Origin of the sequence: Streptomyces sp. NPDC004667 (assembly GCF_040609475.1) — a bacterium.
GTDB lineage: Bacteria > Actinomycetota > Actinomycetes > Streptomycetales > Streptomycetaceae > Streptomyces.
The window spans coordinates 1-26029 of the sequence record NZ_JBEXKC010000047.1 but is presented as its reverse complement, the minus strand read 5'-3'; the positions used below and the strand labels follow the sequence as shown (position 1 = coordinate 26029).

The window sequence follows — 26029 nt, the reverse complement described above, 5'->3', positions numbered from 1 at the left end:
CTCCCGCCCGTCATCGCCGGGGGTCACGCCGCGTCCGGGTCACGAGATGCGCCTCAGCTCGTACCGTTCTTCACCCCCCGTGAGCGTGTCGATCCTGATGACTCCCCACGTGATGTCCGCCAGTCTGACCCTGCCGCCGGCCTCCAGCTTGCCCATGAACTTCGCGGTACGTGCCGCAGGGCCGATACGGTCCCTCAGCTCCTGCAGAGTGCCACTGATCACGTCACCGGGCTCGACCGGGGCAGGGGCCGCGGGGAGCTGATTCGCCCGCCGCCTGTCCCGTGCCGTCTGCCTGGTCGTGGCCACCTGTCCCGCAATGGCCTGGAACTCCGCAAGTTCCTGCTCGGGAAGGAACTTGGAGACGACAGCCGTGAGCGCATCGATACCGGGCTCCACGGCCGTTCGGGCGTAGTATCCCCTGGAGCGGTTCCGATACCATGCGAGAGTGGTTTCCCCGCCCTTTTGCTGAAGTATATTCGCCAGCTCGTGGGCGAATACCCGACCGGACTCGGGCGCGTCGAGAATTACATGGCCCCATTCGTGCCAGAGGGTTCCCTCCAGCTCCGTGCCGGCGTTTTCCGCCAGGCCCTGCTTCAGTAGGATCGTATTGATGTGAAGTCGCTCCTGAACCTTCTTCACATCAAATCTGCCCGTCCACTCCCTCTTGTCCGCGCATGCCTCCACTGCGAGGTGAAAGATCTTGACCTGCTGCGCTGACTTGATGGTGATCGCAGTATTGTTCCCCTGCAGGTTGAAATCGTTCGGGACCACCACGACATCTGCGTCATTGATTCCCGGAGTGGCTCCGATGATCGCCAGGGAACTCCAGGCAGCGTTCTCCAGTGCGGGATAGAAAGCGTCCGCTGCACCCGTCACATCGATCGATTCCGCATGTTGCAGAGCGGACTCGCCGTACGGGACCCAGGATGAATAGGGGGTGTCGGGGGCGGGCGCGACCCACTTGCTCCCGTCCTCCGCCAGCGTGAAGACGAACCCCCCGTCGTATTCTGCCGTGAGGATGAGCCACAGGTACTGGACGAAGTCCTGAGGCGGCTCGGAGTCGGCCGGAAGCCCATACTCCGCCCTGAGGTCGCCGATGAGAGCGGGGAGGCTCCCCTCGCGCTCCTCGACGAGAAGATCAGGATTCACCACCTGGCGGCACGCCTCGAGAACATCGGCAACCGAAGCCGGAGCTGGAGTGCCGGTGTGCGATGAAATGCAGCACAGGGCATCCGGATACTTTTCCCATTGCACGATAGATCCGCCTTGAATGTGAAGAATTTCGACTTCTACGAGTCTCGTCCCCACCCACCGGGCAGTCGCGCCCTTACAGGCAGGCCAACGGGTCGACGGCACCATCCGGACCCCGGCCTGTACAGGCCGGTCGAGCCCGGCCGTCGGACCCGCCGGCTGCCGCCGCCGGATCCGGCGCCGGAATCGTTCTCTGCCGTCGCTTCCCCGGGACCAGGAGGTACTTCGCCTATCTGCCCGAGGGGCCCGTGGTGGACTGGCAGGGGTCCGCGATGGACAGCTGGCTCGTTCCGCTCATGCGGCATCTGCGGGAGGCGGGCGCCTTCTCCGTGCGGATGGGGCCGGCACCGGCGTACCGCCGTTGGGACGCCTCCAGCGTGAAGGCGTCGACGCGCCGTTTCGTTGCGACCTCACGCGACCGCAGCGTGTTCTTGCTCTGGGAGCGCGTGGAACCGCGGATCCCCCAGTTCCGCGAGCAGGCCGGCATCCCGACCGCCACCACAGGGGTACCCCTCGCTCAAACAGCGCCAAGGCCGCGAGCGCACCGCCTCCGCCGCCGCACTGGAAGCCGAGCTGGACCAGCGCCTGCCGGCCCGCGGCATCCCGGAGCACCTGGCGCGAGCCGCGCAGGGGACCGGCTGGTGGCCCCGCCTCCTTTCACGAGGTCGGACGTGCCGTCCGCACGATCGTGTTGCTTCGCCATCTGTCGGATCCGGGGCTGCGGGAGCAAGGCGCGACCGTGAGGGTGCACGAGAGCCGCCTCCGGAAGCAATGTCGTGATCGTCACCCTTGATCCCGAGAGCGCCATTACCAGAGCGGAATTCGGCGCACGGCCGATCGGAGGACGAAAATCCACCCCGCCGGCTGCACGATCTGCTCTTGCCCACACGATCCGCAGGTTGCAGCGTGGCCAGTGCCCAAGGCTGTCATGTCGTGACTTGGGTGCGCATCATTCCCGTAAGGCACCGTCGAAGCAGGTCCAAAGGACTTGGCGGCAGAGTGTCCGGGTCCGTGCCTCCAACGAAAGGGAACATCTTCGTGCGTCGGAAACGCCTCGCGCCTCTGCTCGCCACCACGGGACTCGTCGCCACCAGTCTGCCCCTGCTCGCTGTGACACAGGCCACCGCTGCACCGGCAGGCCGGTATCTGGACCAGAAGCCCGAATGGCAGCGGTGCGACCCTGATCAGCAAGAGTCGTTCGAGTGCGCCACGCTGAAGGTCCCACTCGACTACCAGCATCCTGATGGCCCCACGATTGATCTCGCGATCTCCCGGATCAAGAGCACGGACCCGGCCAAGCGACATGGGGCTCTCCTCCTCATACCTGGAGGGCCAGGAGGATCCGGGCTCGACCGTCCTCTTGTCGAAGACAATTCGCTCCCCCAGGGCGTCCGTGAGCAGTACGACCTGATCGGCTTCGATCCGCGCGGTGTGGGCAAGTCCAGCCCGATCACATGCGGGCTGACCGAGGAGGAGCAGAACTTCCAGCGCCCCTACCGGCCGGAGACCTTCGATTCCGACGTGGCATGGGCGAAAGCGGTGGCTGACAAGTGCCGGGAGAAGGCCGGTGACGTGCTGCCGTACATCACCACCCGGAACGAGGCACGCGACATCGACACCATACGCGCGGCGCTGGGCGAGCAGAAACTGTCCGCCCTGGGCGGGTCGTACGGCACGTACGTAGGCGCGGTCTACTCCCAGATGTTCCCCGAGCGGACCGATCGCTTCGTCCTCGACAGTGGGGTGGATCCGGCCCGGGTCTGGCGGGGCATGCAACAGGTCTGGGCGGAACAGTCCACACCGGACTTCGACCGGTGGACGAAATGGGCAGCCGAGCACAACGCCGAGTTCGGGCTGGGCGACAGCCCGGAAGCGGTGTCCGACACCTTCTGGGCACTGGTCGAGGGCGCCGACAAGGAGCCGATCAAGTTCAACGGACGGGGATGGCCCCCGGAGGTCACCGGGGACGACATCCGTGCAAACGCGCGGGGCCTGGCCTACTACCCGCCGTTCTTCACGGAGCTGTTCTCGGCCCTGAAGGCGGCATCCGAGGGCAAGCCGCTGCCCGCGGGCACGGACGCCGAGAAACTGAAGAAGGCACTGACCGAACGTAGTCCGGACGCCCCCGCAATAGCCGGAGCGGACGAACGGCCCGCAGACAACAGTACGGCGGTGTGGTGGTCAGTGGTGTGCGGAGACACCGACACCTGGCCCCGCGATCCCGAGCAGTACGCAAAGGACGCAGCCCGCGACAAGAAGATCTACCCGCTGTTCGGGGACATCTCCTCCAACATCAAGCCGTGCGCCTTCTGGGACAAGCCGCTGGAGCCGGCAACCCTCATGGACAAGCATGCCAACGTCCTGATCGTGCAGAACGAATGGGACCCGAACACCCCGCTGTCCAGCGGGCAGGGGCTGCACCGCGCACTGAAGGGCTCCCGCATGGTGACGGTTGAAGGCGGGGAAGGCCACATCGTGTACCCCCAGGGCGGCTGTGCTGACACCTCGGTCAACAGCTATCTGACGACGGGCCAGCTGCCGACCGAGGACGTGACCTGCACCAATCCGGCAGGCAGCACCAGACGCCAGAACACCACCACGCCCAGGCCGCTGCCGAACGGACCAGACCGCTACTGAACGGACCAGACCGCTACTGAAGCAGCCGCGCCGCAGTCACCATTCACCAACGTCCGGTGGGGCAGCCTTCAACACTCAGCCAACGCTGAGGTCCTGACGACTGGCCGTCGCGCCATCACCGTACGTGACTCTCTCTGGGTGACATGCTCACCAAGATGGCCTCGTGGCGGGAACGCGGGTCTGGTACCAGACCGTGGCGTCCGCCGATCACCGGCGTGAGGTGCGCCCCGGCAATGCCCTGCAGTGGCGCACGATGTGCGACGCGCTCGCACTGACAGCCGCCGAGTACGACATGCGCGGCGTCGCGCCCACCCTCGACCCCGGTGATCGCCCGTTCGGGTTGCCGCGCCGGAAGCCCGGCACGGGAGGGCAGGTCGTCGAGACCGTCGGCGAGTGGCAGACCGCCGTGCCCGGATCGGCCAACAAGGCTCTGTAGCAAGCTTTCCGGACGTACCTGGCGCATCGGTGACGGCTGCCACGACGTCCGGGCGGGCGCAGGGGGAACAGGACTCGGTCCTGAGGAACAGCACGGTCATGGCCTCGGTCAGGTCCTGAACGCCCGAGGGGGGGGTTCGGGGCGATGATGTGGACCCCGATCCTCAACAACCTCGCCGTACGGGCGGCCGCCCTCGTCCCGTCCCTGCGCGCCGCCCGGTTCCGCTGGCGCCCGCGTTTCGACTGGCGCCGCAGCGGGATCGCCCATCCCCTGCGCAGCGGGGGCCGGCTGGTGCTGCTGGTCCTGACCAACCAGCTCGGGTACTGGGCCATCACCCGACGCCCTCTCCGTTCGCCATATCGCGGCGCCCGGGCCGCAGGGCGGCACGAACCGCAGGACGGTGACCGCCCCCCGGCGTGCCGGGTGAGCCGGACCACGGGTGCCGGGTGCCGGGTCCACCACCACCTCCCCCGTTCAGCCGATCAGAGTATCTTGATATCAAGATACTCTGATCGGGTCCACCGGATCACCGGGAGAGGGAGGCGACCATGACGAGCGAGCGACCGGAGACGAACCCGGCGGTGCGGCGGCGGCCGGACGCAGCCGGGGCCGGTGAGTTGTTCCGAGGTTTCCTCTGGCTCGGTCTCACCGGATTCGGCGGGGTCCTGCCGCAGGCCAGGCACATGATCGTCGAGAAGCGGCGGTGGCTGGCCCCCGAGGAGTTCGCCGACCTGCTCGCGATGTGCCAGTTCCTCCCCGGCGGCAACGTCCTCAATCTCGCCGCCGCCCTGGGCTCCCGGCTCCGGGGGGCCCGCGGCGCCGTTGCGGCACTGACCGGCCTGCTGGCAGCGCCGTCCGTCGTGGTGATCGCACTCGGGGCCTGCTACCAGGAGTTCCAGGGCAATGCCGAGGTCCGGGGTGTGGTCCTCGGCCTGGCGGCCGCCGCGGCCGGCCTCCTCGCCGCCACAGCCCTCAAGATCACGCGGACGCTGCCGCGCCACTGGGCGCCGCTCTCGGTCGCCGCCGTGTGCTGTGCCGCCGTGGCGGTGCTGGGATTCCCGCTGGTGGCAGTCCTTCCGGCGATGTGCGCCGCGAGCCTGCTGCTCAACCGGAGGATGCCGCGATGACTTCCGTGCTCACCCAGATCGCCACCGTGTTCTCGCAGCTCTCGCTGCTGTCCTTCGGCGGGGGCAACGCCGTCCTGCCCGAACTGCAGCGGCAGGCGGTCGACCTCCGCTCCTGGGCCACGCCGGAGCAGTTCCACAGTCTGTTCGGCCTTTCCCAAGCGGCCCCCGGACCGAATCTGATGATCGTCACGCTCCTCGGGTGGCACGTCGCCGGCCCGGGCGGCGCACTGGTCGCCACCCTCGCCATGGTCGGGCCGTCCGCCCTCGTCGCCGTGCTCGTCACGCGGCTGTGGCACGGCCTGCGGGACCGCCCGTGGCAGCGGACCGTCCAGGCGGCGATGACCCCGGTCAGCGCCGGACTGGTGTGCGCGGGTGCGGTCTTCGCGGTACGCGCCTCGACGGGTACCGCGACGGGTGTGGTGATCGTCGTCGTCGCGACCGCGCTGGCCGCGACGAAACGGCTCCACCCCTTGGCCATCCTCGGCGCGGGCGCGGCGTGCGGGCTCGTCGCCGCCGTCATGTGATCGCGCCGCCGGGTGCCGCCCACGGGTGCCGCCCACGGGTGCCGCCGCCGCGTCCCGCCGCCGCGGGCCCGCACGCATCGGACAGCAGATTCTGCCCGGAAGCCTGCCCGTACGCGTAGTGAGCGGTACGCGTGCTGCCAGTAGCTTCGCGGAAGTCCGTTCCCGGGCCGGTGATGCCGCCCCATCGGACGGTTTCGCCTGCCCGGAAAGCCATCGGCTCCCAGGAGACCCATGTCCACCGCTCACAGCACCACCCCGGCCGCCGAAGTACCGGACGGGGCCCCGGCCGCCGCCCCTCACGCGCCGAGCGGGGGCGGGGCGCGTACGCGACGCGCCGCCGTGCCGCTCCTGCTCGGCGCGTTCCTGGCCATCGGTACCGGGCCGGTCACCGCCCAGGCCGCGACGACCTCCGGCAACCACTGCGTACTCGGCACCGACACCGGCCGGACCGAGTGCTTCGGGACGTTCCGGGAGGCGATCTCGTCCGCCACGGAAGGCCGGGTGACCGACGCCCCCGACGCCACCACGGCCGCGAGCAGCGCGCAGTTCGCCGAGCGGCTGAACCAGAAGCCCACGTCCGGCACCCGAGCGGTGGTCACCATCGCCTACTCCGGCCAGAAGTTCGACGGCGACACGCTCACCGTTGTCGCGGCCGGCCCCTGCACCGCGAACAACGGGGTGTCGTCGCAGGTCGCGAACCTGGGACGGGTGCCCTACAACTCCGGCGGTGCCTCGTGGAACGACCGGATCAACGCCTACGTCGGCTTCAACCACTGCCAGACGAAGGGCTTCCTCGACGTCGACTTCCGGGGCTACCAGGCCGATGCCGTGCCGGTGGGCGACACGGGAACCACCCCGCTCCACGACGGACTCTCCTCCCTCCAGTTCTTCTACCGCCCCGCCGACACGGACGTGCTCGCGCTGTGCGAGAACGGCGGGGCGGACTGCTCCTTCAACCCGCTCAAGAGCACCGTCGCCACCGCTCCCCCCACCCTGGTGGAGCTCGCGTGGAACTGCACCGCGCAGGTCCAGAGCACCACGGTGAACTGGACCAAGACGTTCACCTCCAGCAACACCGTCGGCGCGGAGGTCGGTGTCACCCTCGGGTTCGCGCTGGGCCAGAAGTTCGAGGCGTCCGTCAAGGCGACGTACCAGCACAGCTGGTCGGAATCCACGACCTTCGGCCAGAGCACACCCATCAGCGTCCCGCCGCGCAACGTGGGCATGCTGTCCGTCACGCCCCAGACCGAGACGGTCACGGGCCTGTTCAACGTGCTGCCCAAGAGCCAGTACTACGGCTCCGCCCACTACTACCCGAGCCTCACGGCCACCCAGACCGTCAAGACCGAGGCAGTACCCGTGGTGTGGAACGAACGGCCCATGACGGTTGACGAGACGAACCTCTACTGCGGCACCGGCCCCGGCCCGCGGACCTCCCTGGGGACCAGGACGTTCGCCGGACCCGTCCGCTCCTGACCCGGCGGTACGAGTCCGCGGCGAGGGCCCGGAGGAGGGTCCGTTCGTCGGGCGAGCCGTCTGGTGCGGTGTCCGATCGGGGGAGGCGGCTCACGGGGGCGGAGGGTGATCCTGGGTCCAGCGGATGCCGTGTGACCGCTGCGACCACCGCTCCGGATCACAGGGCCAACTTCGTGGAAGGCCCTCGCCATGCCCCGCATTCTCCTCGTACAGAACGACCCCGCCGCCCGCAACTGGCTCCAGTCGGCCCTGCACAGACAGGGCTATGAGGTGTGCCGTGTGGTGAGCGGCGGGGCAGCGCTCGACGCGATCGACGGATTCCATCCGGACCTGATCCTGCTCGATCTGATGCTGCCCGGCTTGAACGGCATCGGGTTCTGTCATCGGATCCGGAGCACCAGCACGGTGCCCGTCATTCTGATCACCTCGCGCGGCGACGACTTCGACATGATCGTCGGGTTGGATGCCGGGGCCGACGACTACATCGTCCAACCGGTCCGCGCGGACGTCGTCCACGCCCGCATCCGCGCGGTGCTGCGCCGTGCGGCGGGGCCGGCCCCGGAGCGGGAGACCGCCGAGTCGTACGGAGAGCTCACCATCGACCGTACGGCGCCCTTCGTCGCCAAGGACGGCCGGCACCTCCAGCTCGCCCGTTTCGAGCTCCGGCTGATCCTGTACCTGTCCGAGTCGCCCGGACGGATCTTCAGCCGGCAGCAGCTGCTGGAGAATGTGTGGGAGCACAAGCACGACTGCGGAGGGCGGATCGTCGACGCGTGCGTGCGCCGGCTGCGCTGCAAGATCGAGGACACGCCCCGCCGCCCCCGGTACATCCAGACCGCCCGTGGGCTCGGATACCGCTTCGGACCGGTCCGCAGCCTGAGTGCATGACGGCACGGGTCGGGCGAAGGGGCGGTCGGGAGCGCCGATCGCAGGACGCTGACGGACGGGGGGCGCCGCGGGCACGGCGGTGGCCCGGGCGGTCGGGCCCGGGCCACCGCAGCCGTACGGTTTCAGCCGCTCGCGGCAGCGCCCTCCTGGCCCGCCTTGTCGACCACCGCGCGGGTGAGGACGGCGGAGAGGGAGGTGAGGGTGCCGGCCTCGCCCTGCTTGGTGTCCTTGGTGAGGTAGCTGCGCTGGCCGAGGTAGGCGAGGCTGCTCTTGTCGAAGATCCACTCGGTCCGCTGGGAGAGGGAGGTGTCCTCACGGGCGATGCCGACGCCGTGGCGCCCCGCGGCGTCCACCGCGTCGGGGACCTCGATCACGCCGGGGATCTTCGCCACCGCCTTGTAGAGGGCGGCGGCGGTCTGCGGTGGCATGACGGACTCGCGCAGCAACTCGCCCACCTTGTCGAAGACGGCCTGGTCCTGCCCACCGCTGCCGTAGGCCTTGGTATCGGCGTACAGCTTCTTCAGCAACGCGTCGGGGTCGGTCGGCAGTGAGGCGAGCCACTGGTACGTCGGGCGGTCGATGCCGGCGGGCACGCCCCCGCTGCCGCCCCCTCCGGAAGGTGAGGGAGCGGCCATGCCGAGCTGAGTGCCGTCTTCACGGATCATGCCGTGGTCGGCGCCCTGCGGGGACGGGTCCTGGGAGAGCCAGATCCGGCGCTCGTGCAGGGCACTCAGCTTCGCCGGGCCGTCGTCGGTGCGCTGCTCGGTCGGTTCGGAGCCCGCGACCTTGCTGTACACGTAGACGAATTGGTCATCGCGGACCGGGGTGACGGTGCGGTGTGCGGCGACGGAGGCGATGCGGTCGAGCAGCGCGGTGGCGCCCGCGGCGTTTCCGGCCTGGACGCTGATGCTCTGCTCGGCCGGACCGCCGGGCGAGTCGTGGCGCCCGATCGCCAGAGAGGTGATCAGGACCCCCGCCGCCGCCATGGCGGCGGCGGGTACGAGGAATCCCGGGCGCATGATGCCGCGTCCTCGCCGGACGGTGCCGCGGGCGGGGTCGGAAACGTCGTGCCGGTCGTGCTGGATCTGCTGCATCAGGATCTCCCTGTGATGGCGGTGACGCCCCGGGGGAAGGTCCCGTTCGGCCGGCGCCGGCAGCAGCCGGGCCATCTCCTCGCACTCGGCCTCTTCGGGCCGGGACGGGAAGGCGTTCATCGGGTTCCCCCCTCTACGGGCAGGGCCGCGGTCGCGGCCTCACTCTTCACCTCTCCGCGCAGCGGGCGCGGTTCCGGGAATTCCTCGGGCAATTCCAGATCGGTCAGCCGACGGAGCTTGGCCCGGGCTCGGGACAGGCGCGAGCGAACCGTGCCCACCGGTACTCCCAGAGCCCGCGCCGCCTGCTGATAGTCCAGCCCGGACCACACGCACAGCGCCAGTACCTCCCTCTCCTGGCGGCGCAGCCCTTCCATCGCCCGGCGCACCGCGGTGAGGCGGCGGGCATCGTCGACGCGCCCCGCAGCCTCCTCCGCGAAGTCCTCCACCGGCTCCGGAACGGAGAGCCGGGCCAGGAAGGCCCGACGCCGCCGTGCGCCACGGCCGGCGTTGCGCGCCTTGTTCGTCGCGATCCCCAGCAGCCACGGCCGCAGCGAACCGCCCGCCTCCTCGACCCGCTCACGGGTCCGCCAGGCATCCAGGAACGTCGCCGACATGACGTCCTCCGCGACCGACCAGTCCCCCGTCAGCCGGAAGGCATGGTTGTACACCGCCTTCGCGTACCGCTCGTAGAGCTCGCCGAACGCCTCGGGGTCCCCCGCCCGTATCCGCTCCCGCATCCCGTCTCCCTCGTCACTCACACCGGACCCGTCTCACCTACTCTCTCCGCGCACCGAGGGCGGTTCCCGCCCTTCGGGCCCGAGCGGCAGCGGTGGAAGGACACCTGTCCATCGGGGGCGGCTCGGAGAGCGGGTGCGTGAGGGCCATGGCAACCAGGCTGGGCCGGGGGTGCGGTCGGACGCGCGGTTGACCGGGCGCATCACCCGCCGGCAGTCCCGTCGGGCCGGTCGGCCGACCTCCCGCGAACACACCCGGGGCTGGTCGAGTACCCCACCACCACCCGCACTGGGCTCATCACCCTTCCTCACTCTGACGTGACGTGTCCCGGGCGAAGACGCACTGCCCTTCCGCTCACCCGAACGGGCAGCGGTTCCGAAGGAATGCCCCGCGCCGTCCCTGCCCGTCCTCAATGCCCGGCAGTGGTAACGGCGTTGCCTCTTCGGGCGCACCGATCCCTTCGACTGGCAGAGACGGAATCATCCCCTGCCGCCCTCGCCCTGATCGGCTCGTCCTGGCGCTGGACGTGAGCGACTGGCGGCGGCCGGAGGCCGAGTGCAGCCCGGAGCGGCTGTTCCCGGCGCGCCGAGGTCGACTGTCCCGTGCAGGTGCCGTCGTCACCGATTCGACGAGCTCGTGGTCCGGCGCCGGACGGCGGGGCGGGCGGTCCCGGGGGTCAGTAGGCGCCGTGGACGTTGTTGATCGAACCGTAGCGGTGGGCCGCGTAGTTGCACGCGGCCACGATGTTGGCCACCGGGTCGTAGGGGTTCGTGCTCGTACCGGCGACGTGGTAGGCGTCGAACGTGGGGTCGATGATCTGCAGGAGCCCCTTGGACGGCGTACCGGCCGCGGCGTTGGAGTCCGTCTCGTTCACGGCGTCGCGGTTGCCCGAGGACTCCCGCATGATGTTGCGCTTGATGCCGGCGTAGGAGCCGGGGATGTCGTGCTCGGCCATGACGGTGAGGGCCTCGTCGATCCAGGCGTGCAGGCCCCCCGAGGCCGGTGTGGCGTCCGGGACCGACGCGGGCAGGGCCTTCGGGACCGCCGTGGCCACTCGCGCCTCGGCGGTGGGCCGCATGGCCGGAGCGGCGTGTGAGGGAAGGGCGGCGAGCGTTCCGCCGATGGTGCAGAGCCCGACGAGGGCCCCGGCGATGACCTGCTTGCGGCGGACGTTGGTGCGGAGCGATGCACGGAACACGACATGGCCTTCGTTCGGGGACGGGGGGGACGCAGCGGCGCGGGTGCGGAACGGATCCGGATCGACGCCCTGCGGTGGGCCGCGGGAATGCCGCGGCTGCACCACCGTGGCCCGGGACCGGGCGCGGAGGCAAAGCCCCGCGGACTACGAAGGGAGATAGTGGAAAGCTCCGGGGTGTCCTTCCCCCGGGGGGTGTCCGTCGCGGCGGTGACCACGTCGCGTACGGCCCCCGGGGACCCGGCCGGCTCTACTACCGGCCTTCGTGGAAAGCCGGAGGGTGTGACTCACGCCACACGACCTGAGGGCCGGTCGGCGAGCGACACGGGAAAACGGCGTCCCCCGGGCGACGGCCCATCGGGTGGGCCCGATCGGGGGAGGCGCGCCCCCGGCCGGCCCCGAGCGCCTCACCCCACCAGGGCGGTGGGCCGGACCACGATCTCGCCGAGGGCCACGTCACGGCGCCGGGTGACGACGTAGGCGATGGCGTCGGCGACGTCCGCGGGCCGCACCGGGGCGTACCCCGGGAAGGGGTCGCCCGCGGACGTGCCCGCCCCGGCCGCGACCCCGGCGGGCCGGTCGCACTCCACCGCGCCCGGTTCGACCACGCAGACCCGGACGTGACTGCCGGCCAGCTCGTGGCGCAGCGCTTCCGTGAGACCCACCACCCCGTACGTCGTGAGGGCGTTCACCTCGCCCCCGGGAACCGCCGTACGCGTGGTGACGGGGGCGACGTTGACGAGGTCGGCCACCCTCCGGGAACCGGACGAAGCGGCCACGCGCAGGTGGGGCAGCGCGGCCCGGCTGGTGTGGAGCAGACCCCGCAGATTGAGGTCGATCGTGCGGTCCCACGCGTCGACGGGTGCCGACATGAAGCCCGCCAGGAGCGTCCGCCCGGCATTGTTCACGACGGTGTCCAGCCGCCCGAACGCGCCGACGGCGCGCGCGACGGCGTGCCCCGCCTGCACGGGGTCCGTGACGTCGCACGCGACGGCCAGGGCCCGGCCCCCGGCTGCGGTGATGGCGCCCACCACGGCGCCCAGGCAATCGGTCCGGCGGGCCACCACGGTCACCGCCGCGCCCTCCGCGGCCAGAGCCGTCGCGGTCGCGCCGCCGATGCCCCCGCTGCCGCAGGTGACCAGGGCGGCGGTGCCCGCCAGCCGTCCGTCGTGCTTCATCTGTACCTCTCCAGTGTCCGGGGCCGGGGACGGGGGTCCTGCACCCGGCCCCTCCACCGCACATGGTGGTGGTTGCCCCTACGGTCCGGAACGGACACCCGGGAACTCTGCCCTTTCGGGCCGAGAGACCACAGGGGCGGAGCCGACGGTGGGGAGCCGCCCGCGCGCCCTGTGGCGCACCACGGCCTGCTGGACGGACAGCACGACGCCGAAGTACAGCAGGAGGGAAGAGGCACCGAGACTTCCGTACGCCGTTCCCCGCCCGTGGGACAGCAGCGTGACGAGGAGGAGGTGCTGCGGGACGGACACTGCCCACAGGAACGTGGTCACGGGCCGGTCCTGGCGCATGACCCGGCCGTTCTCCGTGAACAGGCGCACGGTGCAGCCCCGGACTACCGCGAGGAGGCTTCCGGCGACCAGGCTCGCCGCTATCAGGAACAGGTCGTGCCGGGTCATGGCGGCCTGCCACGCGTAGGTGTTCAGCAGGGCGACGCCGGGCAGCGCCCACACCGCGCCGGTCCAGGGCCGTTCACGCAGGGGGCGTTCGCCCGAGAACGTGACGACGGCCCACAGGATGACGACGAGGCCGAAGACGAGGGCGATGGCGGAGCTGAGGGCGGGAGCGTTCACCGGAGCCCCCCGCGGGCCGGAGGGGTTGACCACGGGGGCCGGGCACCCGCCGTCGGTGCCGGTCGCGTGCGCGGGAAGGTGCTGGTCATGAGGTGCCTGTTCTGATCGGCCGCGCTCGGAGGGCAGGAAACGGCAGGGGCGCGGGAGCCCGCGCCCCCGGCGCGGTGCTCGTCCTCAATCCTCCACACCGGAGCCCGCCCACGGCTTCCCCTGATCGGGGGAGGAGACGGCTGACGGCGCCCCGCGGTGCGCTCAGGGCGCGGAACGATGGAGGAGGAGGAAGCCGTCGTCCTGGGTGACGGTGCGGAAGCCGTCGTCACGTGCCCGGTCGAGGGCGTGCGCCTCGTCCCGGGCCGACAGGGGGAAACCCATCGGAGCCTCGGTGTCGACGACGATCCAGTCCGCGGTGAGCGGGACACCGTGGAAGCCGAACAGCGTCACCGTGCACCGGTCGGTGAGCTGGGGGACGAGGCGGTTGGAGGCGGCCACCGTCGCCCCGTCGGGAATCCTGTCCATGACACGGTGAGCCGCCGCGGCCCGTGGCGCGGTCTGCCAGGTGGCCGGTTCCGCGAGCCGGGACAGGGGGAAGCCGGGAACCAGCAGGAGGGTCACGGCCCCGCTGACGGCGAGACCGCTGCGCAGGGTCCGACGGTCCTGCGGCGAAGTCCCCGGTGCCCAGCGGCCCAGGGAGTGGACGAAGGCCCCGAAGACGATCGGGATCAGCACGGCGCTGTAGTGGTGGTCGGTACCCCAGTAGGCCTGGTTCTCCGACACGAAGCGCCAGCCGATGGTCGGCAGGACCAGCAGCACCAGGGGGGACCGCAGGGCCATGAACGCGGTGGGGGCCAGGAGCACCAGCAGGGTGATGACCTTGGTCTGGGGGGTGATCAGGTCGACGGGCAGGTGCAGCAGGTCCAGCAGGGCGGAGTCGCTTCGGCCGCCGCCGGTGATGCTGCCCGAATAGGCGTATCCGTTGCCGGGGTTGAACGCCGGGATGAGGACGAACATCTCCAGCAGGGTGCCCGCGAGCCCGGCCGCGGCGGTGGCCAGACCCAGGCGGCGCGAGCCCCGCCAGGCGATGTAGCCGCCGATCAGCATGACCGTCAGGCCCAGGTCCTCCTTCACCAGGAGGAGCGGCAGCGCCCAGGCGGCCGCCGCCCGCGGACGTCCGTTGCCCAGTGCCGTCACGGAGAGGGCGAGCAGCGGCACGGCGAAGCAGACCGCGTGGAAGTCGAATCCCACGGTCGAGGCGATGCCCCAGGAGAGCCCGTGGCCGATGCCGACCACGAGGGCCGCCGCACGGCCGTGGGACCGGTAGGCCCACCGGCTCAGCGGCACGACGGCGACGGCGAGCAGTGCCGCCTGGGCCACCAGCAGGGTCAACGGTGAGGGGAACAGGCGGTAGAACGGTGCCAGGGTCGCCAGGACCGGCGAGAAGTGGTCACCGAGCAGGTTGAAACCCGGCCCCTTCAGCGCCGACACCGGGAGGTGGCCGTGGGCGTAGGAGCGGACGGCCTGTTCGAAGATGCCGAGGTCGTAGCCCGTGGTCAGAAGCCTCTGGTGGAGCCGTATGGACAGGGCCGCGTAGAGGGCGAAGAACACGGCGGCGAGGGTCCAGGGCAGGGTCGCCTCGGAAGACGGCATCCGCCACTTCCGCGGCCCGGCCGGTGAGGTGCGCTCCGGACGCGCGGAGATCTGTGGCCAACGGAGCGGCATGTGGTTCCTCGTGTCGTCGTGTCCTCGTGCTCCCCCGGAGAGCCCGTCGCCCCGTGGATCGGGCGCGCGGGTCGGGTCAGCCGGGCGCGGCGCGGCCGTCGCCATCGCCGGTGGCGACGGCCGTCGTCTCCGCGACAGGATTTCCGGGCCGTACGAGCGCGCGGAACGAGTGGTGGTCATGCGTGCCCGCCTGGGCCACCCAGTCCTGCAGGATCGCTTCTCCGAGTTCCCGGGGACCGACGAAGCTCTCCACGTCCGCCAGGAAGTACTCGGTGTCCCAACTGCCGTGTTCGAACCGCTGGATCTCCACGGACAGCGTCCGCGGGGTACCGAAGGCACCTTCCGGAAGCCGTGAGTGGCACGAGCAGTCGGCACACCACAGGGCGCGGCACCGGTCCGCGCGCGGTGCGCTGCAATGGCATCGGACGGCGGCGCGTGCCCCGATCCATTCGGGCCATCGGAGCTCTCTCTTTTCGGTCATGGCAACCGTCCCTGTCAGGCTGGGCCGGCGTCGTCGGCGCGTGTGAACGCGATGTGACGTCCCTGTCGGCAGTAACGAGCCTCGCCGCGGGGACGCGGCCGCGGACCCGGCCGACCGTACGATTCGCCGGGCCGTCGCCGGTTCCGCCGATCGGTGCCCCGCGGTGACGGGCGCCACGGCGCCCGGGCCCACCGATCGGCCCTTCCATCGGACCAAATCACCGCCGCGGGGCCCCGAACGGCTTCCCCGGGGGCGCGCGACGGTGGCAGCGTTCGCTCCGAACCGCATTCGAAGCCCGGTTCCAAGACGCGCTCGCGAGGTGACCCATGACGACGCTCGACCCGAAGGACCACGAGGCGCAGCTCCTCATCTCCACCGGGCACGGCCCCGGTTCCCTGCCCGTACACCCGGGCGACGGGGAGCCTGCGACAGCGGAGCCCGCCGCCCCGGCCAACGAGCCGCCCCCGGAGACCGCCGCCGACTGGGGGGTCAACTCGCGCGGCTGGATCGTACGGGTCCACAACCTGACCTCTCAGCCCGTCACCCCGTGGCACATGGCCTCGGACATGGTCCACAGCTCATCGCGGCTGATCGCCCCCGGCGCCACCGGAACCGTCGTGGGCAAGCCCGACACGCTCCGCGACGGCCATCCGGCTTCCATGTCGATAGACCTGCGCATCGACGGATGGCCCAACGTCCTGCTCGTCAGGCGCGTCGGGCGCAGCGACGCCTTCACCGCCACCGTGTACGGCTGCGACCCCTGGGCGTTCACCTTCGCCGAGCACCGGCTGAACGAGCCGCTGACGCTGGCCATCACCTCCCGGACCCTGGAGCTCCACACCGGCCGGAGCCGGGCCAGGGCCCGGCAGTGGCACGCCGCGCCGAAGGCGGTCTTCCTCGTCCCGGCCGAGGGGACGGGTGGCCGGGAACAGGAGCCCGAGGGCCTGCGCGAAGGCGGGGCGGCCGCCGCGTAGCGGCGCTGCCCCATCGGTGGGTCCCGGTGCCCGCCCGACTGCCTTCGGGGCCACGGAATCCGGCCGTCCGGTCTATAGCCTCGCTCTCATCCGACGGAACGCGTCCCGCGGCCGGAGACCTGGCCGAGGCGGGCGCTGAAAGGCAGGCCGAACGTGTGGACAGTCGCTGAGCAGGAGGACGTGGACTGGCTGGGGACGCGCCTTTGGGCCGGTGAGGAGGAAGTCCTCGGGCGCATCCGGGAACTCCTGCTGAGCATCGAAGAGCTCACGGGCGAACTGCGGACCGGGCAGGGCTCGACCGACCGGGTCGCAGAGGTCTTCGCGGGCGTCTGCGCGACCTGGCACGAACTCCTGTCGGCGGCCCAGGCCCTCGGCGGCATCGTCCGGCCCGACGGGATGACCGAGGCCGAGGAGGAGCAGGCCGGGCAACTGCTCGCGTGCATGACAGGCCTGGCGGTGTCCGCGGAGCAGACCGCGGCACTCTTCCTCGACTCGCTCGGTGAAGTCGTCGCGGTCGGCCAGACGCTGGGCGAAGCCCTGGCAGCGCGGGCCGAGGGCCTCGAAGGCCTCGCGCCCGCCGCGCTCGCAGGCTTCGGAAGCGAAGCGGAACGAGCCGACCTCTTCATGTTCTGCTACGACTGGTTCGGCCCCGAGTCCATGTCGGTCATCCGCGAGGTGCTCTCCAGCCTCCAGGACAGGACGAGCCGTCCCGACCCGTCCGACCGGCACGGGGCGGACCCGCTGCCCATGGCTTTCGGCTCCGCCGGCTTCGAGGCCTACCAGAGGCCCGAGAGCGTCGGCTTCCACGCCGCCGAGGCCGGCGGCCTGCCGCTGCACGAGGAGTACCGGGGCGAGGAGCACGGACAGGGCTGGCGGGCACGGGAGGTCGAGCGGACGGCGCTGTCCACCCTCTACGTGGCGCTGGAGGACCGTGATTCCTACCGGGCGACCCTGGTCGACGGCGCCGTCGTCCTGGCCGACGGGACCGCGCTCCCACCCGGCTCCACCCGCGGATGGGTCCTCTCCGAGGGCGAGGAGCTCTACGTCTTCGACGAGTTCTCGGCGCAGTTCCTCGACGAGAACGGAGAGCTCGTCGAGACCAGGGTGATGGACTCCCTCGACGAGGCCCGGCCGCACATCGCGGGCGGCGGCCGCGTCAGGCTGACGCACCACAGCAGTGTGGTCGGCGGAGCGGCCGTCGTCGCCGCCGGAATGATCGCCGTCGACCGTGCCGGAAAGCTCACCGTGGACAACTGGAGCGGTCACTACCGGCCCGAGGCGACGAACATCGGCGTGGCGGCGCGGATCCTCGTCGAGAAGCACGGGCTGGACCCCAACACGGACGTGGTCCTGCGCGGCGACAACGGTTCGACCGGGCGGCCGGTCCCCGGCCTGGAGGGGATCTACGCCGTCCGCGACCAGATCCGTGACACCGCGGACGGATGGGACAACCCCTATGACGCGGGGGACACGACCGTGCCGGCGGGAGTCATGGCCGACCTCGGCGAACACGCGGACATCACCTCCATCAAATTCCGTGACCGGGTCGTCGCCCAGCTCAAGCGCGAGGCGGCGGACGCCTCGGCGCGCACGCAGCGGGATCCCGGTACGACCGGGTCGGCCGCCCCGTCCACGACGAGTGCGACCACGCCCGTTTCCGACGGAAGCGAGAGCCCACGGGAACGGGGCAACGTCTACGAGTAGACGCGGACGCCCGGGCCCGGAGCGGCACGCCCCCCTCGGGTGTCGTGCCTGCCCGGGATCCCGGACGGGATCCCCGGAACGGTGGATCCGCCGGGCCCCTTCGCACCCCCCGGGCGGGGGTCGCCCCGGCCGGGCGGCTCCGGCCGTCCTCCTCCCGCCACGGGGCCGTTGGGCGGATGCCCGCCCGTGTCCCAAGGACCTCACCATGGACGCACAGGGTCACAGGGACCGGCGGGCAAGGGCGAGGAGACATCCATGGGACGGCACGGCACTCCCCGGCGGGCGGGTGGACGCTCCCGCGTCCTGCGCACCGTGCTGATCGGCACGGCCGCCGTCGCGGTCGCGGGAACGGCGATGACCGTCGTGGTGGACTCGGCGGGCGGTCACCACGTACGGGCCGCATCCGTTTCGGGCGAGGGCCGCGGGGACCGGGCTCCGCTCGCCCCGAACCCCTTCGAGCAGGGACTGGCCGAATCCGGGCGGAAGGCTTCGGGGGCCGGGCAGGGGACGGGGGACGGGGCGGGGACCGCCTCGGGAGCCCGTTCCGGGTCCGGTCCGGCTTCCGCTTCCGGCTCCGGCTCCGGGAAGTCCGTACCCGGCGGGGCCACCGGGAGCGGGGCGCCCAAGAGCCCGACGGGCGCCGCCGAGGGTTCCTCCCACGCGGCCGTCGCCGTCCACGGGGCACCCCGGCGCGAAAGCCTCCCCCGGACCCCCGCCGCAGCTGCCGCCGCGGCCGAGGAACTCGTCAACGAGGCACGCGCCGAAGCCGGCTGTTCCCCGCTCACCGTCAGTCCCGTGCTGTCGTCGCTCGCCGCCGCGCACAGCAAGGACATGGCGTTGCACGGCTACTTCTCCAGCACCGGCCCGGACGGCTCCACCCCGTGGACCCGGTCCGCGCGGGCGGGCGTGCAGGGCTTGCGCGCCGAGAACATCGCACGGGGCCCCGCGGACCCGCAGGCCCTCCTGAACCAGTGGACGGCCCAGCCCGGATCCCGTGCCAACCTCCTCGACTGCGGAGACCACAGCATGGGCATCGGGGCCTACTTCAACGACGTCGGTTTCTGGTGGACCGAGGACTTCGCCGCCTGAGCGCGGTGACGGAGCGACCGGAGCGACCGGAGTTCCGGGTCCACTCCCTGCGCCGCAGGGTGACGGGACCGACACCCGGACCGGATCGCCACGGTCGCTCGCCGCCCGGAACGGTTGCCCCGGACCAGGGCAGGCGAATCGGATGTCCCCGCGCGCCGTGTATACGTGATACGGGCAACAGGGGAGTTACCCTCGGTGCGAGAACGCGCGCACCCGGGGCCCCGCCGCGGTTGGCCGCAGCGATGTGGGACGAGGAGGCGGTGACCCGTGGTCGGTCTCAACGCGTTGATCAGTGTCGTGCTGGCGGACGATCACCCGCTGTTCCGGGAGGGCGTGCGCCGCGCGTTGACATCGAGCGGGCGCATCGAGGTACTGGCCGAGGCGAGCACCGGGCGGGAGGCACTCAAGGCCATCGCCGAGCACCAGCCGCAGGTGGCCGTGGTGGACGTACAGATGCCGGACCTGGACGGGATCGCCGTGGTCCGTGCCGTGGTGCGTGACGGACTGGCGACGCGCGTGCTCCTGCTGACCGCCTTCGAGGACAGCGGCCTGGTCTTCCAGGCCATCCAGGAGGGTGCCTCCGGCTACGTCCTCAAGGACGCACCCCGCTCCAAGATCGTCGAAGCCGTCGCCCAGGTCGCGTCGGGCGGCACGGTCATCCCGCCCGAACTGGCGGGGGGCCTCGCGGGAGAGATCCGCGGACGGCTCAAGGACGAGGGGCCCCTGCTGACGGAGCGGGAACGGCAGGTCCTCAAACTGTTCGCCGAGGGGATGAGCATCCCCGCCGTGGCCGGGCGGCTCTTCCTCGCGCCCAGTACGGTCAAGAGCCACGCGCAGCGGCTCTACACGAAGCTGGGTGTCTCGGACCGGGCGGCCGCCGTCGCCGAGGCGATGCGCCGCGGTCTGCTGGAGTAGGAGCCGTTCCTCGTCACAGCCTGCCCGGCCCGAAGCCGTGGTGGATCTGCACCATGCCCGGTCGGCAGCACTCGGGCGAGCAACGGCCCAGGTACTGCCATTCGTGCACGAGCATGTCATAGAGCGGCGTGTGCGGATCGTTGTACACGGCTCGGGCGGCCGGGGCCGCGGGGGCGGCCTGGAAATGGTCGAACGTCTGCGGCGGGTGAGTGTTCCACTCCGAGGGGCGTACGCCGAGACCGGTAGGACCGTTGTGAACGTGCATGGTGCCTCCGTGGTCGCACGAGGTCCGGCGGACGGTGGCGCCGGGCGGCCGGGTCCGTCAGTGGCCCGCCACCGTGCTCGTGCCCCTCAGCACACCCGACCCCCTGGCCTCGGGCCAGGCCCGGCGGGGCAGGATCCGGGGCAGTCTCCCGGCTGGAGTGGTATCCGGAGAAGAGGGCACCGCGCCGTCTGCGCACGGTCGGTTCCCCTGCCGGACCCGCTGTTCGGTGGGGCGTGCGCCGGGCCGGGGGGCCGTTGGATGGAAGTCCGCGGCCCGCCCGGCGGAGCCCTCCGTCCCCCGGGCCCGGGGAAGAGGAGTACGGGCCATGACCGAGGAGAGCACCGGCGGAGCATGCTCCGGGCGGCACCGGGGAGTTCCGTGCGTGCCCGAGGCCGGGGAGGCGGCGAACGGAGTGTGTACCCGTGCCGCCTGGTGCCGCCGGGTGACGGCGGAGACGGAGGCGGAGGATCCGGACGGCCCCGTCTGCCTGGGCCGCGGGCCCGCCGCGGACGATGACTACTTCTGGCTCTGCCGCCAGTGCCTGATCGTCTATCCGGGTTTCCGCAGCGAGGCGGCTGCCCTGCGGATGGCCCGGTCACACTGCGTTCTGAGACGGCGGGAGCACCTGGTGGGGAAGGCGGTCCGGGCCAGGCGCCGGGCCGGACTGCCGGCAGACCTCTCGTACGAGGAACTCCGCGAGGCCCTGCGCGACACCTGAGCCGGTGTCGGCGGCAGGGGCTGTGTCCGCGCGCAGTGGTGACCGTGCGGAAGAGCTCCCGGCCGGGCGCCGGGAGCTGCTCGCGGTCGGTGGGGAAGCGACCCAAGCGACGGGCGGACGGACTTCGAGTCGGCTTTCCCCCCTCTCCGCCTCTCTCAGGAGAGCGATAGGTGTGTTCCTGAGTCGCTCCGGTCGCTGGGGTGCCCTTCGACCGCCTCCATCCCGTCCCTCCCCTGTTCGGGGGACGTCCTTTCCCCCGGGGCATCCCCCGAACGCCCTGTCGGGTGGCGGGGCGACCTCACGGAAGCTGGGGGCGGGCCATCCGCCCAGACCCTACGGAGGCGAAGCCAGATGCAGCAGTTCCGCCGTGCACAACGGTCCGATTCCCGTCCCCGGCCGTGGAAGGTGTCGCGCCGGGAGTTGCTGCGCCCCCTCCTGCGGGTCCTGGCGCGTGACTTCTCCGCCCTGGGCTCCTCCCGGTAGAGGCCAAAGACCCTGCCCGGAGCGGACGATCGGGTGAAAGGCCCGGCCCCTTGGTCCCCCCGATCAGCCGAGGTGCGGCCCCTCCTCCGTGCCACAGAGTGTGGTCCGAGGAAGTCGGTCGCTTGAGTCGCTGGGAGAAGCACGTGCCTTTCGAAGCGGGAACACCATCGGGCGGCCTTCGGGAGCCGGGTCGCGTTCACGAGCCCGGTCACGTCGTGACCGGCCCTTCGGCACGTGGCCCGCACCCCTCGCCCCGCTCGGTCGCCCGCTGGTGCGCGGCGCAGGGCTGGCCGGTCCACCCGCTCGCCCACGGAGCCAAGACGCCTCCGCGCAACTGCCCGGACTGCCGGGACGGCGCACACACCCCCGAGGAGTGTCCCTGCCTTCCCGCGGGCCGGAGGTGCCACGGGTTCCATGCCGCCACCACCGATCCAGGACGCATCGACGCCTGGTGGGCCGCCGGCCGCTTCGGTGTCGGAGTGGCCTGTGGCCCGGCCGGTCTCGTCGTCATCGACATCGATTCCCACGGCGGTCCACCGCCCCCGCGCGGGCGGCTGCTGCCGGGGATCGACATCGCGGACGAGGTGGACCTCACCGGTCTCGCCGACGGTTTCCACACGCTGGCCGTGCTCGCCGCCCTGCGCGGGGCCCCCACCCCGGCCCGGGACGAGGGAACCCTGAGGGTCCGTACCCCTTCGGGAGGCCTGCACGTGTGGTACCGGGCGGGGGACGGGCCGGGCTGGCACTGCTCCTCGGGATCGGGCCGCCGGGCCCTGGCCTGGCAGGTCGACGTGCGGGCCCACGGGGGGTACATCGTCGCCCCCGGAACCGTCACCAGGGACGGCGCCTACGAACCGGTCGGCCCCTGCCGGGCACCGGCCCCGCTGCCGCACTGGCTCGCCGGGGAGCTGACCCGGACCGGGCACGCGATCGGCCCGGTGCCCGAGTCTCCGCCCACCAGCGGCCCCTCGTCCCTGCCCGCGCCGTTCATGCCGGCCCGCCCGCCCGCCCGTTCCGGAGCCCGCCCCCGGCACGTCCCGTACCCCCGCCGCCCCCGCGCGGCGGAACTTCTGCGCTCGGTGCTCGGGGAGCTCGCAGCCTGCGCCGCGGCCCCGACCGGAGCGGGTTTCACCGAACGCCTGAACCGGGCCGCCTACACCGTGGGCGGGCTGGTCGCCGCCGGACACCTCGACGCCGGCGCGGCCGAACGCGCTCTGACCGATGCCGCCGCCCTGGTGCGCCCGGGACAGCGGGAGCGGGCCCGACGCGTCATCACCGCGGGCCTCGCGGCCGGGTTCCGGCGCCCCCTGCACCTGGGAGGACGCGGATGACGGACGCTCCGACGGGCTTCGACCCGGTCGCGGTGGCCCTGCGCATCCTCGCGGCGTCCGGCGCCCCCGACGAGATCGCCCGGCTCGCGGCCGCCGCCGGCCCCGGGACGATCCCCGCCCCGCCGACACCCCCCGCGGACGCGGAGCAGCGGCTGCTGCCCGACAGCCTGACGGACCGCGGCAACGCCAAGCTGTTCGTCGCCCTGTACGGCAAGGACTACCGGCACGTCCCCGGACTCGGCTGGTACCGCTGGACCGGATACCGCTGGTCGCTCGACGAGGACGACGCCGTGGTGTGGGCCGCCGGAGAGATGGCCGAACGGCTCGCCGAGCACGATCCCAGCGGGGGCCACACCACCACCGGACTCCGCCAGCACCGCAGGCGCGCCCTGTCCACGGCGGGCGTGAAGGCCATGCTGATGCAGGCCAGGTCGGCCCCCGGGATGATCCTGAACGCCGCCCGGCTGGACGCGGACCCGTACGCGCTGTGCACCCCCGGCGGTGTCGTGGACCTGCTCACCGGCACCGTGAGCGCCCCCGACCCGGCGCGCGACTTCCACTCGCGCTCGACGAGCGTCGCGCCCGCGGCGGTTCCCGCGGTCCGCTGGGAGGCCTTCCTGCGGGACACCTTCGGTCAGGACGCCGAGGGTGCGGAGATGATCGACTTCCTCCAGTTGCTGCTGGGGTACTCGATCACCGGCGACGTCGGGGCGCAGGTGATGCCCTTCCTCTACGGCCTGGGCAAGAACGGCAAGAGCGTCCTGCTCGACGTGCTGGTGAAGCTGCTGGGGGACTACGCGGACGCCGCGCCGCCGGGATTCCTGATGGCCAAGCCCTTCGAGGGGCACCCCACCGAACTCGCCGAACTGCTCGGCCGCAGGGTCATCGTGTGCAGCGAGCTCAAGCCGGGAGACCGCTTCGACGAGGCCAGGGTGAAGCTGTTGACGGGAGGTGACCGGATCAAGGCGCGCCGGATGAGGCAGGACTTCTTCTCCATCACCCCCACCCACAAGCTCTGGCTCCTGGGCAACCACCGGCCCGAAGTGGGCACCGGAGGCTTCGCGTTCTGGAGACGCATCCGTCTGATCCCCTTCGAACGCGTCGTGCCCGACCAGTGCAAGGTCGACAACCTCGCCGACTCGCTGGTCCAGGACGAGGGCCCCGGCATCCTCGCCTGGCTCATCGACGGAGCCCGCCGGTACCTCGCCGGAGAGAAGGACCTGACGGGCCCCGACCGGGTGCGCGTCGCCACGACCGCCTACGCCGAGACGGAGGACCACATGGGCCGCTTCATCGGTGAAGCATGCCGGGTGGAGATCACGCTGCGCGCCGAACAGGCGACCCTCTACCAGGCCTACCGGCAGTGGTGTCTGGGAGAAGGCGCCAACCCGGTGACCTCCAGGGCCTTCGCGGCCCGGATCCGGGAGACACTCGGCATGCGCAGTCCGAAAGAGATGCTGGCCTCGAACCAGCGCAAGTTCTATCCCGGGATCGGACTCCTCACCTCTCCCGTGACGGAGGAGACCTCGTGAGCGGACTCATCGGACCGGAGCAGATCGCCCAGGAGTGCCGCGTCGTGTGGCTGGAGGACATCACCGGACTCGACTACGTGCGCCAGAGCCTGGAGCGGCTCCAGAACCGCCAGGGCCGCCCGCCGTACCACCGCGACGGCCGCATGGTCGGCTACGCGGTCCTCGGACCCGGAGCCCGCCCGTCCAGGGCGTCGGGCACCTTCCTGCGCAGGGTGTTCTGGCTGCTGCCCCACGACCGGGACCAGCAGCCGGACGGCAGCTACGCGCTCAGCAGCCCGTCCGAGGCCGTGGACCCGAGGACCCTGGCACCCCGGAAGCCCGGGCACCGGACCCTGAGGTCGGCGGGACCCCCGTCGGCCGCGATGCGCAGGCTCGGCATCCTGCTTCCGGAGAGCTGACCCCCACCGCCGGGGGCTCAGTCCTCCGGCCGGCGGGGGCGGGAAGGGGAACCCGGTGACCGGTAGTCAGGGTGGTCGGCCCACTGCCAGGCGACGGCGTGCAGCCGGCGTGCCGCCGTGGCGTAGACCGCGCGGTCCCCGCGGATCATGGCCCGGTCGGCTTCTTCGGCCAGATCGCGGACGCTGTCGGCCAGAGCGTGCACGGCGGGCATGAGCGTCCGGCTCCCGCCCGTCTCCAGGAGGTCGGCGATCCGGGCGTCGAGAAAGGCGCGCTGGGCGCTGAGGTCGTCTTGGGCGGGGCCGTCCACACCGTGTCCCTTCGGCCGTTCGAGGGCGGGGCCGGAACGAGCCGGACCCCTCGGGAGGGGACGGTGTCGCCGGATGACACCGGGCTCGCGGACTCCGGCCGAGATCTCAGCATGCACGCCGCCCCCCTCACAGGCGTGATCCGAACGGATGATCCCCCGGATGAAATCCCGTGCCGAAGCGGGGCTCAGGCCCGGCCGGCCGCCAGAGCGGCCGGCGGTCCCTCGGCCGCTGGACGCTCGGAGCGCAACTCGCCCCACACGATGAGCCGGTAGGTACTGGTGTACTCCGGGGTGCACGTGGTGAGCGTCAGATAGCGGCCCGGACCCGTGAACCCGGACCCCTTCGGGACCGGCGCGACCACCCCCGAATCGGACGGCGAGGTTTGCGGGAGCGAACCGGTCACCGCGTAGGTGTAGTAGGTGTCGCGGGTCCGCACGACGACCTGGTCACCGCGGGTCAGCCGGTTGATCCGGCGGAACGGCTCACCGCGGCTGTTGCGGTGGGCGGCCAGGGCGAAGTTGCCCTCCTTGTCCCCGGGCATGGCCGACGAGGGCCCCCCGACCCCGTCGTAGTGGCCGACCAGCCCCCGGTCGAGAACCTCCTGCCGGTCCACCCCCTGGGCGATGGGCGCCTCCAGGCCGAGTTTCGGGACGTAGAGGATCGCGAAGGCCTGCCCGGAGGGCACCGCGGTGCCGTTCCCCTCCCCGGAGGAGGGCGGGGCGGGCTCCTCCCACTGCCGTTCCATGGAGGACAGCGCACCGCCGGCCTCCTGCGCGGCGAGGACGTTGGTGTACCAGAGCTGGTAGACGACCAGCAGCAGCATCAGAGCCCCGACCGTCAGGCACAGTTCGGCGAAGCCGCGCACCGCGATCGCCACCGGGCCGCCGCGACGCCGACGGCGTTCGCGCCGGGCCGCCTCCACGGCGGCCCGGCGCCGGGCCGC

The 26029-nt window shown here is 71.7% G+C and carries 24 protein-coding genes and 3 pseudogenes; 16 read left to right on the top strand and 11 right to left on the bottom strand.

Going from position 1 to position 26029, the window contains the following annotated elements; all coding sequences use genetic code 11:
* Positions 1 to 39: 39 nt before the first annotated feature.
* Complete coding sequence (locus ABZW32_RS24525) at positions 40 to 1152, bottom strand: hypothetical protein (RefSeq protein ID WP_356219280.1); 1113 nt, start codon at positions 1150 to 1152, stop codon at positions 40 to 42.
* A 272-nt stretch (positions 1153 to 1424) separates the two neighbouring features.
* Here ABZW32_RS24525 and ABZW32_RS24520 point away from each other — a divergent pair.
* From ABZW32_RS24520 to ABZW32_RS24485, 8 genes and pseudogenes are all read left to right on the top strand, one after another.
* Positions 1425 to 1637 (top strand): annotated as a pseudogene (locus tag ABZW32_RS24520) (peptidoglycan bridge formation protein FemAB); the annotation flags it as partial.
* Between the two features lie 652 nt (positions 1638 to 2289).
* Positions 2290 to 3888 (top strand): alpha/beta hydrolase, encoded by a 1599-nt coding sequence (locus ABZW32_RS24515; RefSeq protein WP_356219278.1) that lies wholly within the window; start codon positions 2290 to 2292, stop codon positions 3886 to 3888.
* Between the two features lie 169 nt (positions 3889 to 4057).
* Positions 4058 to 4324 (top strand): annotated as a pseudogene (locus ABZW32_RS24510) (peptidoglycan bridge formation glycyltransferase FemA/FemB family protein); the annotation flags it as partial.
* A 106-nt stretch (positions 4325 to 4430) separates the two neighbouring features.
* Positions 4431 to 4663 (top strand): annotated as a pseudogene (locus ABZW32_RS24505) (murein biosynthesis integral membrane protein MurJ); the annotation flags it as partial.
* A gap of 209 nt (positions 4664 to 4872) precedes the next feature.
* Positions 4873 to 5451: a chromate transporter gene (locus ABZW32_RS24500; RefSeq protein WP_356219275.1), complete on the top strand. Its 579-nt coding sequence runs from the start codon at positions 4873 to 4875 to the stop codon at positions 5449 to 5451.
* Entirely contained in the window at positions 5448 to 5975 is a 528-nt protein-coding gene (locus tag ABZW32_RS24495; RefSeq protein WP_356219272.1) for a chromate transporter, read from the top strand. The genes ABZW32_RS24500 and ABZW32_RS24495 overlap by 4 nt, the downstream gene beginning before the upstream one ends.
* A 231-nt stretch (positions 5976 to 6206) precedes the next feature.
* Positions 6207 to 7451 carry a hypothetical protein gene (locus ABZW32_RS24490; protein ID WP_356219269.1) on the top strand — a complete coding sequence of 415 codons (1245 nt, stop codon included), beginning with the start codon at positions 6207 to 6209 and terminating at the stop codon, positions 7449 to 7451.
* A 189-nt stretch (positions 7452 to 7640) separates the two neighbouring features.
* On the top strand, positions 7641 to 8339 hold the full coding sequence (locus ABZW32_RS24485; protein WP_356219267.1) for a response regulator transcription factor: 699 nt from the start codon (positions 7641 to 7643) through the stop codon (positions 8337 to 8339).
* 122 nt (positions 8340 to 8461) lie between these two features.
* Here the strand turns inward: ABZW32_RS24485 and ABZW32_RS24480 are convergent, their stop codons facing one another.
* From ABZW32_RS24480 to ABZW32_RS24450, 7 genes are all read right to left on the bottom strand, one after another.
* Entirely contained in the window at positions 8462 to 9553 is a 1092-nt protein-coding gene (locus ABZW32_RS24480) for a CU044_5270 family protein (RefSeq protein ID WP_356219265.1), read from the bottom strand.
* Positions 9550 to 10170, bottom strand: a complete 621-nt coding sequence (locus tag ABZW32_RS24475; protein WP_356219343.1) for an RNA polymerase sigma factor — start codon at positions 10168 to 10170, stop codon at positions 9550 to 9552. Before ABZW32_RS24475 ends, ABZW32_RS24480 begins: the two co-directional genes overlap by 4 nt.
* A 674-nt stretch (positions 10171 to 10844) precedes the next feature.
* The gene (locus ABZW32_RS24470) at positions 10845 to 11366 is read right to left on the bottom strand and encodes a transglycosylase SLT domain-containing protein (RefSeq protein ID WP_356219264.1); all 522 of its coding nucleotides are present in this window, start codon (positions 11364 to 11366) and stop codon (positions 10845 to 10847) included.
* Between the two features lie 404 nt (positions 11367 to 11770).
* Positions 11771 to 12541, bottom strand: a complete 771-nt coding sequence (locus tag ABZW32_RS24465) for an SDR family NAD(P)-dependent oxidoreductase (RefSeq protein WP_356219261.1) — start codon at positions 12539 to 12541, stop codon at positions 11771 to 11773.
* 78 nt (positions 12542 to 12619) lie between these two features.
* Positions 12620 to 13171: a hypothetical protein gene (locus ABZW32_RS24460; RefSeq protein ID WP_356219258.1), complete on the bottom strand. Its 552-nt coding sequence runs from the start codon at positions 13169 to 13171 to the stop codon at positions 12620 to 12622.
* Positions 13172 to 13423: 252 nt separating this feature from the next.
* Positions 13424 to 14815 carry a DUF2079 domain-containing protein gene (locus ABZW32_RS24455; RefSeq protein ID WP_356219256.1) on the bottom strand — a complete coding sequence of 464 codons (1392 nt, stop codon included), beginning with the start codon at positions 14813 to 14815 and terminating at the stop codon, positions 13424 to 13426.
* A gap of 148 nt (positions 14816 to 14963) precedes the next feature.
* Positions 14964 to 15197: a hypothetical protein gene (locus ABZW32_RS24450; protein WP_356219253.1), complete on the bottom strand. Its 234-nt coding sequence runs from the start codon at positions 15195 to 15197 to the stop codon at positions 14964 to 14966.
* 497 nt (positions 15198 to 15694) lie between these two features.
* Between ABZW32_RS24450 and ABZW32_RS24445 the strand changes: the two genes are divergently transcribed.
* The 4 genes from ABZW32_RS24445 to ABZW32_RS24430 all read left to right on the top strand — a co-directional run bounded on the left by ABZW32_RS24445 (position 15695) and on the right by ABZW32_RS24430 (position 20050).
* On the top strand, positions 15695 to 16342 hold the full coding sequence (locus ABZW32_RS24445; protein WP_356219251.1) for a hypothetical protein: 648 nt from the start codon (positions 15695 to 15697) through the stop codon (positions 16340 to 16342).
* Between the two features lie 153 nt (positions 16343 to 16495).
* Positions 16496 to 18046, top strand: coding sequence for a hypothetical protein (locus tag ABZW32_RS24440; RefSeq protein WP_356219249.1), 1551 nt, complete (start codon positions 16496 to 16498; stop codon positions 18044 to 18046).
* 255 nt (positions 18047 to 18301) lie between these two features.
* A complete protein-coding gene (locus ABZW32_RS24435; protein ID WP_356219246.1) occupies positions 18302 to 19135 on the top strand; it encodes a CAP domain-containing protein in 834 nt (277 codons plus the stop codon).
* A gap of 267 nt (positions 19136 to 19402) precedes the next feature.
* Positions 19403 to 20050: a response regulator transcription factor gene (locus tag ABZW32_RS24430; RefSeq protein ID WP_356219244.1), complete on the top strand. Its 648-nt coding sequence runs from the start codon at positions 19403 to 19405 to the stop codon at positions 20048 to 20050.
* 13 nt (positions 20051 to 20063) lie between these two features.
* Here the strand turns inward: ABZW32_RS24430 and ABZW32_RS24425 are convergent, their stop codons facing one another.
* Entirely contained in the window at positions 20064 to 20315 is a 252-nt protein-coding gene (locus ABZW32_RS24425; RefSeq protein WP_356219241.1) for a hypothetical protein, read from the bottom strand.
* 325 nt (positions 20316 to 20640) lie between these two features.
* Here ABZW32_RS24425 and ABZW32_RS24420 point away from each other — a divergent pair, with 325 nt between their 5' ends.
* From ABZW32_RS24420 to ABZW32_RS24405, 4 genes are all read left to right on the top strand, one after another.
* Positions 20641 to 21033 carry a hypothetical protein gene (locus ABZW32_RS24420; protein ID WP_356219239.1) on the top strand — a complete coding sequence of 131 codons (393 nt, stop codon included), beginning with the start codon at positions 20641 to 20643 and terminating at the stop codon, positions 21031 to 21033.
* Positions 21034 to 21731: 698 nt separating this feature from the next.
* Positions 21732 to 22847, top strand: coding sequence for a bifunctional DNA primase/polymerase (locus tag ABZW32_RS24415; RefSeq protein ID WP_356219236.1), 1116 nt, complete (start codon positions 21732 to 21734; stop codon positions 22845 to 22847).
* Positions 22844 to 24379, top strand: a complete 1536-nt coding sequence (locus tag ABZW32_RS24410) for a phage/plasmid primase, P4 family (protein WP_356219233.1) — start codon at positions 22844 to 22846, stop codon at positions 24377 to 24379. Before ABZW32_RS24415 ends, ABZW32_RS24410 begins: the two co-directional genes overlap by 4 nt.
* Entirely contained in the window at positions 24376 to 24777 is a 402-nt protein-coding gene (locus ABZW32_RS24405) for a DUF6009 family protein (protein ID WP_356219231.1), read from the top strand. The genes ABZW32_RS24410 and ABZW32_RS24405 overlap by 4 nt, the downstream gene beginning before the upstream one ends.
* 17 nt (positions 24778 to 24794) lie before the next feature.
* On the opposite strand, the gene ABZW32_RS24400 is transcribed toward ABZW32_RS24405, so the two are convergent.
* A complete protein-coding gene (locus ABZW32_RS24400) occupies positions 24795 to 25085 on the bottom strand; it encodes a hypothetical protein (protein ID WP_356219229.1) in 291 nt (96 codons plus the stop codon).
* A gap of 185 nt (positions 25086 to 25270) precedes the next feature.
* The coding region (locus tag ABZW32_RS24395; RefSeq protein ID WP_356219226.1) for a class E sortase at positions 25271 to 26029 on the bottom strand (759 nt) is incomplete at its 5' end.

Excerpts from the sequence above, each read along its gene's own strand:
- ABZW32_RS24465 (WP_356219261.1), bottom strand. The coding sequence starts at position 12,541 with ATGAAGCACGACGGACGGCTGGCGGGCACCGCCGCCCTGGTCACCTGC.
- ABZW32_RS24480 (WP_356219265.1), bottom strand. The coding sequence starts at position 9,553 with ATGAACGCCTTCCCGTCCCGGCCCGAAGAGGCCGAGTGCGAGGAGATG.
- ABZW32_RS24410 (WP_356219233.1), top strand. The coding sequence starts at position 22,844 with ATGACGGACGCTCCGACGGGCTTCGACCCGGTCGCGGTGGCCCTGCGC.
- ABZW32_RS24485 (WP_356219267.1), top strand. The coding sequence starts at position 7,641 with ATGCCCCGCATTCTCCTCGTACAGAACGACCCCGCCGCCCGCAACTGG.
- ABZW32_RS24455 (WP_356219256.1), bottom strand. The coding sequence starts at position 14,815 with ATGCCGTCTTCCGAGGCGACCCTGCCCTGGACCCTCGCCGCCGTGTTC.
- ABZW32_RS24445 (WP_356219251.1), top strand. The coding sequence starts at position 15,695 with ATGACGACGCTCGACCCGAAGGACCACGAGGCGCAGCTCCTCATCTCC.
- ABZW32_RS24435 (WP_356219246.1), top strand. The coding sequence starts at position 18,302 with ATGGGACGGCACGGCACTCCCCGGCGGGCGGGTGGACGCTCCCGCGTC.
- ABZW32_RS24500 (WP_356219275.1), top strand. The coding sequence starts at position 4,873 with ATGACGAGCGAGCGACCGGAGACGAACCCGGCGGTGCGGCGGCGGCCG.
- ABZW32_RS24490 (WP_356219269.1), top strand. The coding sequence starts at position 6,207 with ATGTCCACCGCTCACAGCACCACCCCGGCCGCCGAAGTACCGGACGGG.
- ABZW32_RS24475 (WP_356219343.1), bottom strand. The coding sequence starts at position 10,170 with ATGCGGGAGCGGATACGGGCGGGGGACCCCGAGGCGTTCGGCGAGCTC.
- ABZW32_RS24495 (WP_356219272.1), top strand. The coding sequence starts at position 5,448 with ATGACTTCCGTGCTCACCCAGATCGCCACCGTGTTCTCGCAGCTCTCG.
- ABZW32_RS24420 (WP_356219239.1), top strand. The coding sequence starts at position 20,641 with ATGACCGAGGAGAGCACCGGCGGAGCATGCTCCGGGCGGCACCGGGGA.
- ABZW32_RS24425 (WP_356219241.1), bottom strand. The coding sequence starts at position 20,315 with ATGCACGTTCACAACGGTCCTACCGGTCTCGGCGTACGCCCCTCGGAG.